The organism is Enterococcus sp. PF1-24, from assembly GCF_029893325.1.
In the GTDB taxonomy this organism is placed as follows: Bacteria; Bacillota; Bacilli; order Lactobacillales; family Enterococcaceae; genus HY326.
This window is the reverse complement of sequence record NZ_JARXWL010000035.1, coordinates 1-20,263: the sequence shown is the minus strand read 5'-3', so window position 1 is coordinate 20,263 and position 20,263 is coordinate 1. Positions and strand designations below refer to the sequence as shown.

Genomic DNA, 20,263 nt, shown 5'->3' with positions numbered 1-20,263 from the left:
AAAAACAGAAATCCCACAAAACCATAATGGTTTTCATAGAATTTCTTTTTTTTGAAACTACGAACATAATTTACTTATGTCACAGCCCCTTTTTTAAATATATTGTAAAACTTTTTCTTCTTGAAAGGCGTTGTCAATTAAGCCGCCGCCTAAACATTCTTCGCCATCGTAAAAAACAACGGCTTGCCCAGGGGTAATCGCCCGTACAGGTTCATCAAAAATCACTTCTGCTTGTTGATCAGCTAATAAGCGCACTGTCACGCCAACATCTTGTTGACGATAACGGAATTTGGCTGTACATTTAAATTCTTTAGGCTTTTCTTCATTAGTTGTAAAATGAATTTCACTAGCGGTTAATTTACTAGCATACAGCGCAGGGTGATGGAAACCTTGCCCTACATATAAAGTATTGGTTTTTAAATCTTTGCCGACGACAAACCACGGATCATTGCTTTTGCCACCGCCGCCGATGCCTAAACCTTGCCGTTGACCAATTGTATAGTACATTAAACCATCATGATCGCCTTTTACTTCACCTTCTAAAGTTACCATTTGACCTTTTCGGGCAGGCAGATAGTTGCTTAAAAAGTTTTTAAAGTTCTTTTCGCCGATAAAACAAACACCGGTGGAATCTTTTTTCTTAGCCGTCGTTAAACCGGCTTTTTCAGCAATTTCTCGCACCACTGGTTTTTCCAAATGCCCTAAGGGAAAAAGCGTTTTGCTTAATTGTTCTTGCGATAATTGGCTTAAAAAATACGTTTGATCTTTATTATCATCATTGCCTCTTAGCATATGAGACACACCATTTCCATCACGAACCACTTGGGCGTAATGACCGGTCGCTACATAATCCGCCCCCAAATCTAAGGCGTAATCCAAAAAGGCTTTGAATTTAATTTCTTTATTACACATCACATCGGGATTTGGTGTGCGGCCAGCACGATATTCTGCTAAAAAATACTCAAACACGCGATCCCAATATTCTTTTTCAAAATTGACTGAATAATAAGGAATACCGATTTGTGAAGCAACACTAGCAACATCTTTATAATCTTCTGTTGCTGTGCAGACGCCATTTTCATCGGTGTCATCCCAGTTCTTCATAAAAATACCAATTACATCATAACCTTGTTCTTTTAGCAAAAGGGCGGTTACCGAAGAATCCACGCCACCACTCATGCCTACAATAACGCGAGTCTTGCTGTTGTCAGTCATTTTATCACCATCATTTCAATTAGATTTCTGAAACATCTACGATTTGAAGGTCGCAACTTTTCAGTGAAATTCATTATACTCTCTTTTTAAACAATAGTCATTATTTTAATCATCTAACTCAACTTCTAAAATTTCGCCAGTTTGGGCATGAAGCTTAACTTGTTTCGAGTTACGGCCTTCACCAACCGTAACTTCCCAGTAAGTCGTACCTAACTCTTGCTCTAAATCAAAGGTTACAGCATGACCACCACCAGCTGCTTCTTCAGCAATTTTTGCCACTTCGGCAATCGTTAATAGTTGTGTTAAATCCAATTTTTCCGCGGCTCGCTCTACTCCGTTGACTTCATCGGCATCTAAATTTTCTTCAGGCAAAGTGTTCACTTCTCCCGTTGCAACATCAATACGAATACCGTATTCTTTTTGATCATCCATGCCTTCAATTGTGTAAGCAAATTGATTTTGAGCGAACTCCACATACTCCAATGAAGTAATGTCTGAATCAGGGAACTCGGCTTGATAAATAGCAATCGCTTCTGCCAAAGACATTTCATTACTGACTACTTCACTTGCTGCGGTTTCAGTTGTACTACTTTTAGCTGTTTGGCTACTTGCAGAAGTTGCTGTAGTTGACGTCGATGCAGGCGTTGTGGCTGACTCTTTTTGACAACTTGCTAATGTTAACACGCTGAAACTTAAAACTGCTACCGTCATTAAATTAATTTTTTTCATAACTAATCCCTCCGTTAAATTTTTAAAATAGTGACCGAAAAATTGAAATCAAATAGCTTACTAAGCGAAATAATAAAAATAACGCAAAAATATTTCCTAAAACAAACTGCACTAAATTACCAGCGCTAGCTTTTAAATTTCCTAAAGTAAATCTCCGTAAAAAGCGGGGAACTGAGCTGTAACCATTGCGTTTTAAACGAAATTTTTCTTTATAAGTTAATGCTAACATATCATAATAAGCGATACTTAGTGGCTGCCGGCTAAAGAAGTTTTTCGTAAAGCCCACCATTAAAGTGTACTGTTTATTTTGAGAAGGTAAATTACGAACGTCATTTTTATTCACTTTAATTTTTTCAGGGTTGTTTACCAAAGATAAATTATAACAATATTCATCTTCTTCTACTTGATAAATCTCAGCAGCTGGTCGATTGGCTGTTAAAAATTCTTGAAAAACTTCCGGAAATTTATTTCTTAATTGCCATAAATAAAACTCTAACCCAATTAAAATCAGCGCTAAAATCATATTCAAAATAATACTTTCTTGAAGAATCCCGGTATAAATCATTAAAATGGCCAAAGCCACCGCTAAAATCAACATTCGCTTGGAAAAATATTTTTTGTACATTATTTCAATGGTCCGTTGATAATATTCAAAATCTGCTTTTACAAAATCCATACAATCGTTTCCTTTCCTAGCTAGTTAGTTAAAACCAAATCATTCCTAAAGTCCCCATTACAATCAACAATAACCCTAACCAACTTTTCCAACTGAGTTTTTCATGAAAAACCAAATATGAAAATAAGACTGTGATGACAATGCTCAACTTATCAATTGCAATCACGGTGGTGGTAACCCCTTGCTTTAACGCGCGATAATAAAACAACCACGATGCCCCAGTTGCTAAGCCTGATAAAAAAATTGCCACTAGCTCTGAAGTTTTAATGCCTTTTAGCGCTTTTAAATTTTGGGTGACGGCTCCCATGCCCCACGACATCACTAAAACAACAGTGGTGCGAATCGCTAAACCTAAATTAGATTCCACGCCATCAATGCCAATTTTTCCTAAAATTGTCGTTAAACTTGCAAAAACTGCCGATAACAGCGCATAAAGCAACCAACTCTTCGATGATTTTTTCTCTTCAGCTTCTTTTTTTCGCTCAATCATCAAATAAGTGCCGACGATAATCAAGAGAATGGTAACTAGTTTCGTGGCAGAAAAGCCTTCACCTAACAAGATGAATGATAAGCCAAAGGTTAACACAATACTCGCTTTATCAACTGGGACGACTTTATTCACCTCGCCTAGTTGCAAAGCTCTAAAATAACACAACCAGGATGCACCAGTCGCCATGCCCGATAAGATTAAAAATAACCAGGTTGTTGCAGAAATAGTCTGCAGGCTAGCAAAAGAACCGGTGATTGCTACCATCAACCACGAAAAAAATGAAATAATGGTTGTCCGTAAAGCCGTCGCCACCGTCGAATTGGTTTCTTTAATTCCCGCTTTAGCTAAAATCGTTGTTACCCCCGCAAATAAAGCGGATAAACCAGCATCAATAATCCACATTTCACAATCCTCATACAACTTTCAAACTTTTTTATTTTAGCTCTGACTGAAAATTTCATATGTGCCAACAGACAGCATTTGTCAAAAAACGGAACAAAATTGTCAATTTCTCAACAATCAGTCCCGTCTGCTTTTATTAATTATTCAACTTTTTCAAATAAACCGCGACTAATCATACCGTCCATTAAAAAGTAAAATTTTTCTTGATTCATTTCATGGCTTGCATCTTTAAAAATATTCACCGCTTTTAAGCCGTTCGCTGTCGTAACTGACATTTTAAAACTACTTAAATCACTAGTAACAGTTACTTTCAATTTAAAGCCTGTTTTATTTTGTGGGGTTGCATCCAAAGGACGAATCAATTGAAAATTCCCTGAATTTGTTTCTGTAAAGCCGTTATCTTTAAGGGTATAGCGCTTAGCATTAGGGTTCAAGCGATAAACAACTGGCGAACCCAAAACTGAAGCTGTTTTTGTAAATGCCATAGTAATCATCTCCATTTTGTTAATTAAACTTTTAAGCCGAACAAAAATCCTCATCCGCACTTATTATTGTTACTATTATATCTATAAAACACGGGGAAAGCTAGTTAAAATGCAAAGCTCTATTATGGCAATTAATTATTCATTGCAACTCAAGCTTTTACTCCCATAGTAAATTTAACTTATTTGAATAGTGCATAATAGCTCTGCTATAGTCTTGAATGTTTTGGTCATTTGAAGTGGTAGCAAGTAAGCTTAGTAAAATTTCCATTCCTTCAGAGTAGCGTTCTAAATTATACAACACCATTGCATAGAATACTCGCAATGCATTATTTGATGGAAATTTTTCTATGCCTTCCTTTAAAACTTTTGCAGCAGAATCATAATTACCTAAAGTTCTATAGGTACTACCTAAACCAATTAAGGCCCCCTCCAAGTCAGCACCTTCCAAGCCGTTTTGAATTGACTTTTCATAATAAGGAACAGCTTCTGCTTCTTTTGATAAAGCATCGAAACTCCACGCTGTTTGATAATTTAAGTAAGGATCATTCTTATTTTCTTTTACTAGTTCCAAAAATAATTCATTAGATTCTTCAAGACTACCTTCTTTCCTTAGTAACAAAGCTTGCTCCAACTTTTTCATCATTAACTCCCCTTTTCAGCTGCGCTTTAAAAAAATAAAAAAAGCAAGCCCTTAAGCTTGCTGTAAAGTCATTATAATCAGACACATGACGGCACTTGCTTAGTGCTGCTTCCTTCCAGATCTGACACGCTTCACGAGCCCGTCATTGTCCTAGCCTTTCGGCAAAATTTAGTATAACGTATTTTGGCCTTTTTTACTAGCTTTTATCGAAAAAACTTTCTTTTTTCTTAAAGATTGTCGTTAGCCATTTCTTTCAAACGTTGTTTTTCGGCCTTTTTTCTAGCTCGCAAATTTTTGAAAAAATTACTTAAAATTTCGCCACATTCTGCTTCTAAAATGCCTTTTTCAACATAGGCTTGATGATTAAAGCGTGATTCTTGCAATAAATTCATCAGCGTGCCAGCTGTGCCACCTTTGGCATCGCTAGCGCCATAATAAACTTCGGCAACCCGCGATAAAACCATCGCCCCGCTGCACATGGCGCATGGCTCTAAAGTCACAAAAAGCTGCGCTCTTTCCAAGCGCCAACTCTCAACTTTCTGACAAGCGGCTTTAATCGCAATCATTTCCGCATGGGTGGTTGCATCTTGCGTTTGCTCCCGCAAATTATAGCCGCTACCAATCACTTCGCCGTCTAACACTACCACGGCCCCAATCGGCACTTCATCAAGCGCTTCCGCTTTTCTGGCTTCCACTAAAGCCAACTGCATAAATTTTTCTTTTTCTGCCTGAGTTAACGCTGCCACTAATTTAACATCCTTTGCTATTCAATCAATTGTTTTCATTTTAACATAGCCAAAACTTTTTTTACATAAGAAAAAAAGCTTGTCAGTAAACTATGCTGCTGACAAGCTGAACTGTTTAACCGATTAAATCATCTAAATAATCGAAGACTTTTTCTTTAAAATCACCGGTGGACTCTTTGATTGACTCTCCGTAATCCTCCACCCGTTCTTTTTGAGCTTTCAAGTTATCCGCCACTTCTAAAACAGCTTCTAAATCTTCATCAGATAAGCGCTCAACAACTGCCATCACTTTTTTATTACCTCCAAATTTGTGGTTAACAAATTTACGGGCTTTGTTGCGATTAGCGGTGTAGTGAATTTTTTCTAAAACTTTACTGGAAGCCAAAACTGCGGTACTAACTCCCGCTACTGTCACAAGACCTAAACCAATCGTCATTTTTGTCGTTTTTTTCATTTTAACTGCCTCCTCTTAAGCTTCTTATTCTTAATTCCATAGTAGCACGCTACCAACAATTAATGAAATGAAACGCATAGAAAATTGCTCAAACTATTTATCCATCAGCTTTTTTTGTCTTTGATAATCCACATAACCAAAGGCAAAAGCTTCAATCAGCAAGAAAAAGGTTGCGGCAGTTTGCAGCCACCAATCTTGCGGTAACGGACTACGACTACTGGAAGCATATAAATTATAATCCGCTTGACCAGATAGCCAATTATCTTTCAAATTAGTGATGGAAATAATCGGCGCTTTTTTCAATGTTAAAATATTTAAAACTTCCACTAAATTTTTATTTTCACCAGATAAAGAAAGTAAAAACAATAAATCTTCCGCTTTCAGATTTTCGGTAATTCGCTTAAATTCGTTGGATTGACCATCCCCTTGAATAATTTGTAAAGGCTTATCAATCAATAAAAATAGCCGTTGTAATTCTGCCGCCTGACTTCTTTGCGTTACGCCAGTAGAAATTACGTAAATTTGGCGACAGTTATCAATTTTTTGATAAATTTCAGTCCAATCAGACTCTTCAATATAAGCAATCGTCTTTTTGGTATCTTGTAAAACTTGGCTGCGAAAAGCTGATTCTTCAGCAATAACCGTTTCGCCCATTTCCCACTTCAAAAAATTACGCATTTCGCTATAACCAGTAAACCCTAATTTTTGCGCAAAACGAATCACTGATGATTTTGAAGACAAGCTTTGATAAGCAAATTCTTTCACGCTTAAGTTTTTGATTTTTTGTTTATTTTCAGAAATAAAGCGACTAATTTCCAAATCAGTATCACTTAATAAATCATAATTTTGATGAATTAAATCATGAAAACGCATGAAGCCACTCCTTATTTTTTATCTTTGAGTTTTTTTGAATCTGGCTATGTACTATAAAACAAGTCACTTCGCCTTTTTATGTAAAAAGAGATTGAGGTTTGCAGGCCTCAATCTCTTTATATCATGCTTTTTCACTTGAAACAATTACTTTTATTTTAATTCTGGCCAATATTCTTTATTAGCAGCGATTAAGTCGTCCAAAATTTCTTTAGCAACAGCTGCGCTTGGGACCGTTTTTGATAAAGTAATAGCTTGCCATAATTTTTGATATGATTGTTGTAAGTAAGCTTCAACAACTAATTTTTCCGCAGCCACTTGCTGTTCAATCATGCCTTTTTGGAAATTAGGAATTTCTCCCATACATAATGGTTCGTAGCCGCGTTTGCTAACAATACAAGGGACTTCCACCATGGCATCTTTATCTAAATTAGCAATCGCACCATTGTTACGCACAATTAACAACATCCGTTCATGCGTGTTGTAAGCCAACGCTCCTGCTAACTGAACAATAAATTCTGCGTGTTCGCCGGCTTCGATGCTTGTACCAGCCGCTGTGCCAGCCTCAGCAATTCGTTGACTTTCAGCGAAAATATTTTTTTCTCGATGATCCATCACTTCGTTGGCTCTTGTATAATCTGGATTTGCGTGAGCGACTACATAATCTGAATACAAATAGTATTTCAAATAAGTATTCGGAACCGTTTCTGGATCAATTGAATAAACATCCTTAGCTTTTTGGAAAGTATCCATCCAGCTGGCTTCTGCTAATAAAGGATTATTTAAATCATCATTGGCAGCAGCATAACCCCATTTAGCTACGTGCTCTTTCAAACGAGGCATTAAATCATTGCCCTCTTTATCTAACATTTCCGTCCACCAACCAAAATGGTTTAAACCATAATAGCGATCAACAATTTCATTTTCACTAGCTAAGCCTAAAATATCAGCGATTGATTTTTTAATCGCAACGGGCATATCACAAATATTGATGATTTTTGCATTAGGCCGCATAACTCTGGTGGCTTCTGCTACAATCGCTGCTGGGTTTGAATAATTTAACATCCATGCGTTAGGCGAATATTTTTCCATGTAGTCAATTAATTCAATCACTCCCGGAATGGAACGCATACCATAGGCCATTCCGCCAGGCCCACAAGTTTCTTGTCCTACCACGCCATATTTCAACGGAATTTTTTCATCTTTTTCTCGCATTTTCAAACCACCCACTCGAATGTGAGCCATAACAAAATCAACATCACTAAAAGCTTCTTCAGGATCCGTGGTGGCTAAAAATTCTACTTCTGGTGCGGTTTCTTTAATAATAATTGCACAGGCATCTGCAACAACTTTTTGCCGTGCATAATCATTGTCGTAAAATTTTAATTTCCGCAAAGGGAACTTATCTTGATTTTCTAATAACATTTTGACGATTCCGGCTGTATAAGTGCTGCCACCGCCCGCAATCACTACTGATTGTTTTACTAAATTCATTTTAAAAGCCTTCTTTCTTATTCTATTATTCCTAAAGCATCACAAACTGCTTCTTTAAAAGTTTGTACTTCCATACCAATAATTACTTGGATATTTTTTCCATTTAAAACAATTCCCTTTTGCAAACTAACTTTTTCTAAAAGGGCTTGATCTACCACTTGTTCTTCTTTAACCGTCACTCGCAAACGAGTAAAGCAATTGGTGACTATTTCAATATTTTCTTTTCCGCCTAAACCAGCAATCATATAATCAATGTCAGTCATTGTGGAATTGGCGTCAACTGCTATTGCGCTATCAAACTCACTACCAGCAGCACCGGCTAAAACTAAATCATCTTCTCTACCTGGCGTTTTTAAATTCAATTTGTTGATTAAGAAAACAAAAATCAAATACCAAATCACACCCATAATGGCACCAACGATTAAAACTAAATAAAACTTCGTAACACTTGGTGAAAAAACGGAATTACAAACTACCGTATCAATAATGCCGTAAAGCATATAAGTTCGCGCACCAATTGCCCATAAAACAACTTCTGAAATAGCAGTTAATAAACTATGCACTAACCACAGCAATGGTGAAGCAAATAGAAATGAAAAGTCTAAAGGCTCTGTAATCCCCGCAACAGCTCCCACAAAGACGGAAGGTAAAATCATCCCACGAATTTCATCTTTGCGCTCTTTTCTCGCACAATGAATCAAAGCTAAACCAACCGCAATGGAGCCGAAAATTTTCACAAAACCAAACGTTGCAAAACGCAAGGAAGGGTCCATCATAGTAATTTCTGTGGCATTGGCCATTTGAGCATAAAAGATATTGGCGGCGCCACTGTACATTTGACCATTGACTTCAGCTGTTCCGCCTAAAGCTGTGAAACAAAATGGCATCCATAATAAATGATGCAAACCAGTAGGAATCAAGAAACGATTACCAAAGGCATACAAGAAAACGCCAAACAACCCAGTTGTTAAAATGACATTTGATAAAGAGCTAATCCAACCGTTAACTACCGGCCAGATATAACACATAGCAATCGCTAATACTAAAATAATAGGTATCAACAAAATAAAAGTGAAACGGGAACCGCCATAAATACTTAAAAAATCAACAAATTCTTTATCAGAGAACTTATTGTGTAAATAAGCTACAATACAGCCCAATAACATCCCTAAAAAGACATTCATATCCACTACTTGAAATCCTAAAACAATCCCTTGTCCGGTTCCAAAAAGCCCCATTTCACCACTTTCAGCTAACATATCATTTAAAGAAAGCCAAGTGTTGTTGGCAGCTAAAAAGAAGAGAAAAGAAATTAGTGCCAAGAGCGCCGCTTCTACCTTTTTCTTGTTGGCCATTGAAGCCGCAATTCCCACACAAAAAATAATCGCTAAATTATTTAGCATGACATCCATCATGCTTTTAATTAAGAATCCAAAGGTTTGAATAAAACTTGGCATAAAATCTAATTGTAAAATTACCGAAACTGCTAAAAACAAACCCATAACTGCCATAAATTTAATTGGTAAAATTGCTGAACGCGAAAATTTTTGCATATTATCTTTTAAATTCATTTCGTATTTTCCTTTCTCTCATAAAATCAGTTACTAGCTAGTTAACACCTTAAAATTAGCATGGTCAAAAAGCGTTTTCAACGTTTTGCGCCCCCTTTGGACCTAAGTCCAGCGATTGAATCTTAAATCACAAAAAAAGACAGCTTCCTTTTCAGAAACTGTCTTTTGTACTATAAAACTTTTCGTAATTGCCACCAATTAAAGAAACCACCCAAAAGCAGACAACTAGCAATCCCGATAAAAGTTATTTCATAACTAACGATACTGATTAAAAAACCTGTTAAAGGAAAGAAAAGTACCATCATTAATGAAAAACAAAAGCTGTCAATACTATTAATCGTTGCCCGTTTGCCAGAAGGAATGCTTTGATTAATATAATTGGAGCGAATTGGATTTATGATTGCGGCTAAAACATTCACCAAGGCATAAAAGGAAATCGTTGCTACCACTGGTAAAATTGCCGAAAAAGCAATCGCCACAGCTGTCACACTAAAAAACAAGAAATAAATAGTGGTTAGTTTAAAGGACTCACTGATTTTAGGAGATAGCTTAGCCCCCAACATTTGAAAAACGGAAGAACCTAAAATCACTAAACTAATTCCGAAACCGCTAATGCCAATTTCAGCAAAATAATTTTGAAAATAAAAATAATAAGTCGCCCCTAAAGCTTCCACAAAAGCAAAAGTAAGCATAACTTGTGGCAAAGCTTTAATTTTTATCACTAATTGAAAAGCCGATTTCAACAGAGAAAAATACTTTTCTTTTTGATAAGTGGCTATTTCAGGTTCGACAAACTGCCAAGCTACAGCAATCGCCACAAAATTAATAATAATTTGCAGCCAATAAACGCCATCGAAAAAAGAATCGCTTAATATCCCTGCAATCACAACCCCTAAAGAGCTTGAAGCTTCAATCAACACACTATTATTGGCGCTAACTTTTAAATAGCGCTGTTGCTCTTTTTCCGCTACTAACGATTCAAAAACCAAAGCTTCATTAGTGCCTGAAGCTAAATTATAACTTAACGCTGATAAAACAAAGCCAATGCTGACCTACCAAAAATTCGTTGCCAGCACACATAAAAGACAACTAAAAATATTCATTATCCGACTAGCAATTAAAGTTTTTCGATAACCAAAGCGGTCCCCAATGCTACCAGATGGTACTTCAAAAAGCATACTCGTTCCATGGAAAATAGCTTCCATCAAACCAACTTCAAAAGGACTGAAGCCTTTTTTAGTTAAATAAAGCATCCACAAGCCCGTTACTACAAAATACTGCAAAAAATTATATTGATAATTCACTTTAATATTACGTTTCATTTGGTCTCCTTGCCGACCTACCAAACACAAAAAAGCGATGACAAAATCGCCAGCGCTTTAAATATCATTTCAAGATGTTTAAACTAAGGAAATGTTATTTAATTTCTTCGACTGGCTGGTAGTTTCTATAAGATTTTATTTGTTTTTGACGATTTTTTGACATACTTCTCCCTTTAGTTTGCATTTCATGCGTCATTTGCTGACATTCAACTAAATAAGTACGAATATAGTCGTTATTTAATCTTATCGGCGCTGCCATTACAGTCTTCACTTCCTTTACTTATTTTATTCAGTTTAGCATAGAAAAAAGAAGCTGTCTAATTTTCTTCAAAAATTTACTACAGCTTTTAGTAAAACGCTTGCAGATTCTTTTCAGCTATATTAGAATGGGGTTGAAAGACAAATATCATATGGATAGTGATTGTTTTATACAAGCTAAACCGTATTTTCTCTTTATTTACCTATGGAGAAAATTCGGTTTTTTTCAGTTTTGCTAAACTTGCCGAAAAAATGCCGCAAGTAAAATTAAGAGGATTGGAGGAAAAACGCGAGTAAAAAATGGCTAGCAAGACAATTTAACTATTCATATCAAACTATTAGGGGGAATTATACTTATGAAAAGAAAATATGGACTTTTATTTAGTATTGCCTTAGCATTTTTAACTGGTTGTTCACAAGCTGCAACTAACGACTCTGCCACTTCTGCAACGAACACAGCCACTAGCAGCAGTGAAGTGGTAGCTCAGGATGCTGAAAATCAATTGGTAGTGGGAACTTTTAATATTGATATCAAAGCTCCTGAAATTGATGTCAATCAACAGCGGAAATTGTTAGAAGATGCCGGCGTAGAGATTTTCGGGATTCAAGAAGTCGATCAAAATACTTATCGTTATGAAGAGCGTGCTGGTTATGATCCTTTTGTTGATTTTGAAAAAGGACCTTACACTGATTCTTATTTTGGTATGTCAATCGCGATTGGTGACGGCGGCTACGGAAACGGAATTGTTTCTGAATATCCTTTAAAAGATGAAAGCGTGACGGTTCTTTACGGTGTAGAAACTGCTCCTGAAGATTTACAAGCGGAACTTTATGATATTTATAAAGCAAGCGATTATCGTAATGAAGATTCCATGGCTGGCATGATGAAAGTTTGGGGTGCAGATGGTTTGGTTACCAAAGGAGCGATTGAACCTCGTTCTTATTCACGGGCGGTAATTGAAAAAGATGATAAAGAAATCGCCTTTTACACTACACATTTAAGCGTTGAATCCTTTGATATTCGGACAAAACAGTTGGAGCAGCTAAAAGAAACTTTAGATGCTGATCCAATTGAGTATAAAGTTATTGTTGGCGACTTCAATACTGATTACGGGATTAATGAATTTAATATTTTTGCCGACAACGGTTATAATATCGCTAATGGTCACGATGGCGTTTGGTATGAAACGATGGCAGAGAAAGATTCTGCACGGGAATCTTTAGATACTAGTATGACAGTGAAATTTTTAGATAATATTATCGTGAGTGATAATATGGAAGTTTTAGATGTTGAAGTCATTAAAACTGATTTATCCGACCATTATCCATTAGTTGCTAAATTCGCTTTAAACTAATTAAAAATATTTTTTCAAGAAACTAAAAGCTGAGAAAATTTTTCTCAGCTTTTTTAATAACAAAAAAACTCAACAGTTCGTAAACTGTTGAGTTCAATTTCTTTAATTAATACCAGTTATTAGCTAAATGGAATTGTTTAGCTGCTGCCCATGAACCATAACGTCCAGCGACATAAGCATCCGCAACTCGTTCTTGATTTTCTGGTGATAAATCTCCATCCAAATAAGCTAACATTAATTGGTATCTACCATAATGTTGTCCGCTTACTGAGTAAACATCATAACGGCCACCGGATTCTCTCATAGCAACCCATTCTTTACAAGCATACTCGTCAGCTTCCACTACAACTGGTGGTGATGGCACGACTTCAGGAGTTGGTACCGATTCTGGTTCACTTGAACCCATTTCCGGTGTTCCTGCTTCATTGCCAGCATTGTTTTCGGCTTCTGGCGCAGCTGGATTGGCCTGCGCTGCTTCGGCTTCTTGTGCTAAGGCCGCTTGTTTAGCTTGTTCTGCGGCTAAGCGATCTTCTTCACTGCGTTTATTAGCTAACACCGTTGCTAAAAGATCTTGATTATTGGCAAATTGCGATTTTAAATCATCAACTTGGGCAATATAAGCTTGTGCTCTTACTTCTAAATCTACTTGATTACTAGCTAAAGTCGTTTGAGTTTCAGATAGTTCTGTTTGTAGACTCTCTAATGTCTCTTTAGCAGTATTTAAATCATCAATTTTTTCTTTTTCAGCATTTTGTAAAACCGTAATTGCATACATGCGGCTGAAGAAGTCAGTAAAGCTTTCTGCTTCTAATAAAGCTTGCCAACCATGAACAGAACTGCTATTCACTTGCATATCTTGCATTCGTTCCCCTACAACCACTTTACGTTTTTCAATGGTATCTTGGGTTACTGCGATTTCTTGCTGAGTCGTTACAATTTTTTCCTCGTTTTCGGCAACTTTAACTTTCAAACCCTCTACTTCTGCAAAAGTTTTGTCTGCTTCGGCAAGTGCACTTTCAATTTGGGTAGTGATTTCACTTGCTTGAGTACTTAATTCATTCTCTTGACTATTTAAAGTATTTAATGATTCTGCATGAGCAAAAGTCGGCATTGCTAAATTAATTGCAAGCAATGTTGTCAGCATAGCCAATTTTTTCTTTGCTTTCACTGAATCCACACCTTTCATCTATAAGTAGGTACAATAACCAACATTAATATTATACACATTTTTTACCCGCTTTTTATTGCAAATTAGTTACAATTTGTTACGAAATAGCTTTTTTTATTTAAGAATTCAATAATTTTTTTATCCATACTGTTGAAAAACCAACATTTCTCTTATTTTATAAAATAAAGCCTTCGTAACACTTTTGTAACATAAGTCGCCATTTATTTTCAATTATCCCTTTAAAAAGACGTTTTTCTGCGGTTTATCAAAGAAATATGTCAAATTTTACTCAGTTTTGTGCTAACTACTCCGCTAAATTGCGTTCTTTTTTCTAAAAAACCTCTTTGAAAACCCGTGAAAGATACTTTTTCTGCTTCCATGTCCTTTAAACTTAGTCTAAAATGGAAGTAATTGAAATTTATAAGATTCCTGCGATAGCTTGCTATCGTTAAAAATATGAACGTGAGGCAAATGTATGATTCAACTGTTAAAATACGCAAAAAAATACCGTAAACAAGTTATTCTCGGGCCGATTTTTAAATTTTTAGAAGCAGTTTTGGAATTATTTCTACCATTATTTATGGCTAAATTAGTTGATCAAGGGATTCGCCAAGGGGATTTCCAACAAATTCAACAGACGACCCTCCAACTGATTTTAATTTCAATTGTCGGTTTCGCCTGTGCTTTATTGTGTCAATATTACGCCTCCATTGCTTCGCAAGGGTTCGGTACTGAGTTGAGGAATGTTTTAATGGCTAAAATCAATCATTTTTCCCATGAAGAATTAGATCGCTTTGGCACGGCTACCTTAATCACTCGCATGACTAGCGATATTAATCAGCTACAATTAGCTTTAGCTATGCTGATTCGCTTAGTAGTGCGGGCACCTTTTTTAAGTATTGGTTCGGTAGTGATGGCTTTTTATATTGATTGGCAAATGGGCCTGATTTTCCTTTTGATTTTACCCGTTTTCTGCTTGATTCTTTTCTTTATTATTCGTAAAAGTATTCCTTTATATAAAAAGGTGCAAAAGCATCTGGATTTACTTAGTCAACAAATCACCCAAAATTTGAGTGGTGTGCGGGTGATTCGGGCTTTCGCTGGTAGAAAAACTGAAATGAAACATTTTGCTAAAACAACCGACGATTTAGCCGCCATCTACAAACGTGTTACCAATATTTCGGCGTTACTCAGTCCGGCAACGATTTTTATTATGAATCTTGGAATTATCGCTTTACTTTATATCGGTGGAGAGAAAGTCAATTTTGGCAACTTACAACAAGGGGAAGTTGTTGCTTTAGTGAATTACATGAATCAAATGTTGCTGTCTTTAATTGCCGTTTCGGATTTAGTAATTATCTTTACGCGAGCAGCTGCTTCAGGCAATCGTGTCAACGAAATTTTAGCTAGCAAAAACCCTTTAGTTGAAAAAACAGCTCCGCAAATAGGCGTTCAAAAGCCGACCAGTTTAGTTACTTTTAAGGATGTGGATTTCCGCTACAACGCCAATGCTGGCTTAGCTTTAGCGGGAATTAATTTTACGATTCACCCGCAAGAAATGATTGGTATCACTGGCGCAACCGGGAGTGGTAAAACCACTTTAACTCAGCTAATCCCCCGCTTTTACGACGCAGCCGCAGGCGAGATTACTTTTAATGAAGTGGCGGTGACTGACTGGCAAAGTGCTGCTTTATGCCAACAAATCGCCATGGTGCCACAGCGGGCGGTTTTATTTAGCGGAACGATTCGCAGCAACTTAGCTTGGGGTAACACAGCAGCTAGCGAAACTGATTATTGGCAAGCCTTAGAAATCGCTCAGTGCGCTGATTTTGTACAACAACTCCCTGAAAGCTTAGATACGCCGATTGTTGAAGGGGGAAAAAATTTCTCCGGTGGCCAGCGTCAACGGCTGACGATTGCTCGGGCTTTAATGGTTCAATCGCAATTGTTAATTTTAGATGATTCTTTAAGTGCCTTAGATTATCAAACAGATTTAGCTTTACGCCAAGCGTTAAGTCAAAAATATCAGGGAGCGGTCATTATTATTTCGCAACGCATCCGTTCTCTACAACAAGCCGCGCAAATCATCGTAATGGATAACGGAAAAATTGCCGGCCTTGGTTCTCATGAAAAACTATTAGCAACTTGTACTGAATATCAAGAAATCGTTGCATCGCAAGGCGATCAACCTGTTTAAATATTTTATAGAAACAAGCGAGGTGAAAAATTTATGTCAATCAAACGTGTACCGCTATCCAAGCTTAAAAGATTTATGCCTTATTTAGCTAATTATAAAAAAGAAATCTTTTTCGGCATTTTATTAGGGTTAACTTGTGGCGTTAGCAATGTCTTTTTAACTTATCAAATTGGTGTAAGTGTCGATCTTTTACTAGGAAAAGGACTAGTTGATTTTTCTAAATTGCTAGTTATTTTAGGGCAATTTCTGCTGATTTTACTTGTAGCAGTGGTTAGTCAATTTATTATTCAAAAAATCGGCAACCAAATCGCCTATCAAGTGGTGGCTGACTTACGGAAAGAAGCTTTTGAACATTTAAACCAATTGCCTTTACGCTATTACGATCAAACCCTTCACGGCACCATCGTCAGTCGTTTCACTAACGATATGGATAATATTTCTATAGCGGTAGCCGCGGTTTTTAATCAGCTTTTTTCTGGTTTTGCGGTGGTGATTGTTGCTTTAGGCTTTATGTTAAAGCTCAGTTTGCCGTTAACTTGTGTAGTTTTAGTTAGTACGCCGATTATTTTTCTGGTAAATTGGTTGGTCGCTCGTTCTTCCCAAGCCAATTTCGCTAGCCAACAAGCAATCGTTGGAGAAATATCAGGCTTTATTAATGAAATGGTAGGCAATCAAAAAATTGTTAAAGCTTTTCAACGTGAAGCAGAAAATCAAGTGGCTTTCGAAACGATGAATCAAGAATTAAATGTTCGCGGGCAAAAAGCCCAATTCGCTTCTTCATTAACCAATCCTTCTTCCCGTTTTATTGACCACTTGGCTTACTTAGCGATTGGGTTTACTGGTGGCTGCTTAATTTTAAAGGGCGATAGTCATTTAACGATTGGCATTATTTCCAGCTTTTTCATTTACGCAAGTCAATTTTCGAAACCCTTTATTGAGCTATCTGGCATTACCACGCAAATTCAAACAGCTATTACTGGCTTAGAGCGGACTTTTGCTTTATTAAATGAAAAGCCAGAAAGTCCTGATTTACAAACTGTTGCGCCAGTAACTAACGTTCAAGGAAAAATTCAATTTAAAAATGTTAGTTTTGCTTATGAAAAAGACCAGCCTTTAATTACTGACTTCAACTTTACCGCTGAACCGGGAGAAACGATTGCGATTGTCGGCAAAACTGGAGCAGGTAAATCAACGTTAGTTAATCTTTTAATGCGTTTTTACGAAGTAGATCAAGGGATGATTTTACTAGATAATCATGATATTCGAGAATTTCCGCGGGATGCTTTACGACAAGATTTCGGAATGGTTTTACAAGATACTTGGCTGTTTGATGGTACTTTACGAGATAATCTAACTTACGGCAATCCCCAAGCCAGCGATCAAGAAATTCAAGCCGTTTTAGAAAAAACTTATTTAGCTGATTTTGTAAATCGCCTACCTGAAAAATTAGCCACCCCCCTCGGTAGCAGCGGACTTAAAATTTCTGAAGGGCAACGACAATTATTAACGATTGCCCGTACCATGTTGAGTCATCCACCAATGCTGATTTTAGATGAAGCAACTAGTTCGGTGGATACTTTAACAGAGAAGAAAATTCAAGATGCCTTTTTAACTATGATGGCTGGCCGCACCAGTTTCGTTATCGCTCATCGCTTAGCCACAATTCAAACGGCTGATCAAATTTTAGTGATGGATCAAGGGAAAATCGTCGAACAAGGCACCCATCAACAATTATTACAAAAAAACGGCTATTATGCCCAATTACAGCAAGCACAATTTAGCCAATAAAAAAAGTAGCCAGCAGGATAAAAGTTTAATCTCTGCTAGCTACTTTTTATTTGATAATTTAACCAAGATATTTCATTAAAAATTTAAGAACGGTCGTCATGTAAATTTCTCGATCCACTTCAAAAGCCAACGCGTGTTCTGCGCCAGGAATCACAAGTTTTTCTTTTGGTGCATCGGTGGCGGCATACACTTGATCCAGCATTTCATAAGGAACAAAAGCATCCGCATCCCCATGAATAAACAGCATTGGACGGGTATTTTTCTTTAACTGATTAACCGCAGAAGCACCTTTAATAGAAAAACCACTACGCATTTGCGTCACTTGCTCGGCAGCATTCATCACAGGAAAAGCTGGCAAATGGAAAAGATCTTTTAATTGGTAGGCAAAAATATCCCATACCGAAGTATAACCACAATCTTCAACAATACATTTAACGTTGCTAGGTAGCTCCTCACCAGAAGCCATCATCACAGTTGCGCCGCCCATGGAAATCCCTAGTAAAACAATTTCGCTGTTAGGTTCTTTGGCTACTAACTCTTCACACCACTGTTTAACATCTAAGCGATCAAACCAGCCCATCGTTGTGTATTCACCAGCACTTTCGCCACTAGCCCGACAATCAACAGTTAAAATATTAAAGCCATATTGATAAAACTCGTAAGCAAAATCATTCATGGCTTGGCGATTAGTCATATAACCATGAACTAAAACCATCCATAGATCTGAAGGTTCTTGCTGATAATAAGCTGTTCCCACCAGTTGCAAATCATCAAAAGAAGTGATTTGCCAATTTTCTTGTGGCGCAGTCGCTGCCCAGTGATTAATTTCGGCTTTACGCTCTTGGCGTTCTGATTCAGTACCACTTGTTCCGCCAGGCAGTTTGGGATTTTCATTTAAGAAAAACTTTTCTCCGCGTTTCATAGAAAGATTATAAAAATAATTACCAACAGCAAAATAAGAACCCGCTGCCAGTGCACCACCTGCTAAAAGCTTTTTCCATTTCATCTGCTTCATCTCCACTTTCAGTCACTATTTACTAACTATAAAAGACACTTCCCCTTATTTTCTCACAAGTTAGATTTTTTGCCAATTGATTTAAGTTTTCAAAATTCCCGATTATTTTTCACTTTATCAATAATTTGCTTATTCATTATTGCTTTTAACAGCAAATCCTAGTAAAATCACTCATAAATATCTAATCTTGGTTATTTTTTATTACTCATTTTGAATTTTTTATATTATAATCAGGAAGAATAGTCTGCGGAAGAAAAACATAGACAATTAGAGTAAAAATTACGGTTGTTACTGGAGGGGCTTATTATCAATTTTCATTATCACTTATTAGTTAATCCGGCGTCTGGTAGTGGCACTGGTGAAAAAGCAGCGAAGAAAATTATCGCCTTATTAGATAAGAACCATTGTCAGTATACCCTTTACTTAACTGAAGTAGCTGGTGATGAAACAAAAATAGCTAGTCAATTAGCTGAAGAGACTTTAGTTCCTTGGCAAGAAAACACGGCAGCTGATTACGAAGAAAAAGCTTATCCGTTATTAGTGGTGTTAGGTGGCGACGGTACTTTACATGAAGTTTTAAACTGCTTTTATCAATTGGCGGTAAAATTCCCGATTGCTTATATTCCGGCTGGTTCCGGCAATGATTTCGCTCGCGGCGTTGGTTTATCGAAAGAACCGGAACAAGCTTTTTGGCATTTATTCAAAACAAAAGAACCGCGAAACTTAAATGTTTTAGCTTATCAAGATGCGATGCAAGAAGAAAGTGGCTTGACCTTTAATAATTTCGGAATCGGCTTGGATGCGGCTGTGGTTGCGGCGGCAAATCAATCAGCTACCAAAAAGCATTTGAACAAATTCAAGCTAGGTTCGTTATCCTATATGGCCCAAATTTTTAAGATTCTTTTCACGCAAAAGGGTTTTCCAATTTTAGTTGACGTCAATGGTCAAAAAGTCAATTTCAAAAAAACCTTCCTTTGCACGACGACCAATCATCCTTATTTCGGTGGTGGCATTGCAATTGCCCCAATGGCGGATGTTAATAAAGAGACTTTTGAATTAGTCGTAGTTGAACGGGTGGCGCTGTTTAAGATTTTTTGGTTAGTCATTTTATTGCTGCGGAAAAAACATGTAAATTCAAAGTATTACCACCATTTTTCGGCAAAAAAAATGCGGATTATTTCAACGGTTCCGCAATATGGTCAAGCTGACGGCGAAACCATTCAGCCCCAACCTTTTGATATTCAATTTACACTAGCCAAACAGCTGTTTTGGTTTTAATAAGCAATATAAAACGGGGCTGTGACAAAAGTCTCTAACAAAAAACGCATGAAATAACGAAAAATCGTTCATTTCATGCGTTTTTTCTAGTAAAATAAAAAAGAAGTACA

18 protein-coding genes, 1 other RNA gene and 1 pseudogene are annotated in these 20,263 nt (G+C 36.9%); 4 read left to right on the top strand and 16 right to left on the bottom strand.

Annotated features, from left to right (window positions below; all coding sequences use genetic code 11):
- Positions 1–93: 93 nt before the first annotated feature.
- The 14 genes and pseudogenes from mnmA to M2139_RS12465 all read right to left on the bottom strand — a co-directional run bounded on the left by mnmA (position 94) and on the right by M2139_RS12465 (position 11,353).
- Entirely contained in the window at positions 94–1,215 is a 1,122-nt protein-coding gene (gene mnmA / locus M2139_RS12530; RefSeq protein WP_280739203.1) for a tRNA 2-thiouridine(34) synthase MnmA, read from the bottom strand.
- A gap of 105 nt (positions 1,216–1,320) precedes the next feature.
- Positions 1,321–1,944, bottom strand: coding sequence for a PepSY domain-containing protein (locus tag M2139_RS12525; protein WP_280739202.1), 624 nt, complete (start codon positions 1,942–1,944; stop codon positions 1,321–1,323).
- Between the two features lie 22 nt (positions 1,945–1,966).
- Positions 1,967–2,620 (bottom strand): hypothetical protein, encoded by a 654-nt coding sequence (locus M2139_RS12520; protein ID WP_280739201.1) that lies wholly within the window; start codon positions 2,618–2,620, stop codon positions 1,967–1,969.
- 28 nt (positions 2,621–2,648) lie between these two features.
- The gene (locus M2139_RS12515; RefSeq protein ID WP_280739200.1) at positions 2,649–3,512 is read right to left on the bottom strand and encodes a GRP family sugar transporter; all 864 of its coding nucleotides are present in this window, start codon (positions 3,510–3,512) and stop codon (positions 2,649–2,651) included.
- Positions 3,513–3,652: 140 nt separating this feature from the next.
- Positions 3,653–3,997, bottom strand: a complete 345-nt coding sequence (locus tag M2139_RS12510) for a DUF1831 domain-containing protein (protein WP_280739199.1) — start codon at positions 3,995–3,997, stop codon at positions 3,653–3,655.
- 157 nt (positions 3,998–4,154) lie between these two features.
- Positions 4,155–4,637 carry a tetratricopeptide repeat protein gene (locus M2139_RS12505; protein WP_280739198.1) on the bottom strand — a complete coding sequence of 161 codons (483 nt, stop codon included), beginning with the start codon at positions 4,635–4,637 and terminating at the stop codon, positions 4,155–4,157.
- A 71-nt stretch (positions 4,638–4,708) separates the two neighbouring features.
- An RNA gene (gene ffs, locus M2139_RS12500) (signal recognition particle sRNA small type) lies at positions 4,709–4,793 on the bottom strand.
- A 71-nt stretch (positions 4,794–4,864) separates the two neighbouring features.
- On the bottom strand, positions 4,865–5,383 hold the full coding sequence (gene tadA / locus M2139_RS12495; RefSeq protein WP_280739197.1) for a tRNA adenosine(34) deaminase TadA: 519 nt from the start codon (positions 5,381–5,383) through the stop codon (positions 4,865–4,867).
- Between the two features lie 115 nt (positions 5,384–5,498).
- Positions 5,499–5,837 carry a hypothetical protein gene (locus M2139_RS12490; protein WP_280739196.1) on the bottom strand — a complete coding sequence of 113 codons (339 nt, stop codon included), beginning with the start codon at positions 5,835–5,837 and terminating at the stop codon, positions 5,499–5,501.
- A 93-nt stretch (positions 5,838–5,930) separates the two neighbouring features.
- Positions 5,931–6,710: a MurR/RpiR family transcriptional regulator gene (locus M2139_RS12485; RefSeq protein WP_280739195.1), complete on the bottom strand. Its 780-nt coding sequence runs from the start codon at positions 6,708–6,710 to the stop codon at positions 5,931–5,933.
- A 150-nt stretch (positions 6,711–6,860) separates the two neighbouring features.
- Positions 6,861–8,201, bottom strand: a complete 1,341-nt coding sequence (locus M2139_RS12480; RefSeq protein ID WP_280739194.1) for a 6-phospho-alpha-glucosidase — start codon at positions 8,199–8,201, stop codon at positions 6,861–6,863.
- Between the two features lie 17 nt (positions 8,202–8,218).
- Positions 8,219–9,772 carry a PTS transporter subunit EIIC gene (locus tag M2139_RS12475; RefSeq protein WP_280739193.1) on the bottom strand — a complete coding sequence of 518 codons (1,554 nt, stop codon included), beginning with the start codon at positions 9,770–9,772 and terminating at the stop codon, positions 8,219–8,221.
- A gap of 170 nt (positions 9,773–9,942) precedes the next feature.
- A pseudogene (locus tag M2139_RS12470) lies at positions 9,943–11,094 on the bottom strand (MFS transporter).
- Between the two features lie 94 nt (positions 11,095–11,188).
- Entirely contained in the window at positions 11,189–11,353 is a 165-nt protein-coding gene (locus tag M2139_RS12465) for a hypothetical protein (protein ID WP_280739192.1), read from the bottom strand.
- A 355-nt stretch (positions 11,354–11,708) separates the two neighbouring features.
- Between M2139_RS12465 and M2139_RS12460 the strand changes: the two genes are divergently transcribed.
- Entirely contained in the window at positions 11,709–12,707 is a 999-nt protein-coding gene (locus tag M2139_RS12460; protein ID WP_280739191.1) for an endonuclease/exonuclease/phosphatase family protein, read from the top strand.
- 106 nt (positions 12,708–12,813) lie between these two features.
- Here the strand turns inward: M2139_RS12460 and M2139_RS14285 are convergent, their stop codons facing one another.
- A complete protein-coding gene (locus tag M2139_RS14285; protein WP_348522610.1) occupies positions 12,814–13,875 on the bottom strand; it encodes a hypothetical protein in 1,062 nt (353 codons plus the stop codon).
- 475 nt (positions 13,876–14,350) lie between these two features.
- Here M2139_RS14285 and M2139_RS12450 point away from each other — a divergent pair, with 475 nt between their 5' ends.
- Together M2139_RS12450 and M2139_RS12445 are read left to right on the top strand one after the other, a co-directional pair.
- Positions 14,351–16,072: an ABC transporter ATP-binding protein gene (locus tag M2139_RS12450; RefSeq protein WP_280739190.1), complete on the top strand. Its 1,722-nt coding sequence runs from the start codon at positions 14,351–14,353 to the stop codon at positions 16,070–16,072.
- A 33-nt stretch (positions 16,073–16,105) separates the two neighbouring features.
- Positions 16,106–17,860, top strand: a complete 1,755-nt coding sequence (locus tag M2139_RS12445; RefSeq protein ID WP_280739189.1) for an ABC transporter ATP-binding protein — start codon at positions 16,106–16,108, stop codon at positions 17,858–17,860.
- A 58-nt stretch (positions 17,861–17,918) separates the two neighbouring features.
- Here the strand turns inward: M2139_RS12445 and M2139_RS12440 are convergent, their stop codons facing one another.
- Positions 17,919–18,866, bottom strand: a complete 948-nt coding sequence (locus M2139_RS12440) for an alpha/beta hydrolase (RefSeq protein ID WP_280739188.1) — start codon at positions 18,864–18,866, stop codon at positions 17,919–17,921.
- Between the two features lie 315 nt (positions 18,867–19,181).
- Between M2139_RS12440 and M2139_RS12435 the strand changes: the two genes are divergently transcribed.
- Positions 19,182–20,153 carry a YegS/Rv2252/BmrU family lipid kinase gene (locus M2139_RS12435; protein WP_280739204.1) on the top strand — a complete coding sequence of 324 codons (972 nt, stop codon included), beginning with the start codon at positions 19,182–19,184 and terminating at the stop codon, positions 20,151–20,153.
- The last annotated feature ends 110 nt before the right edge of the window (positions 20,154–20,263 follow it).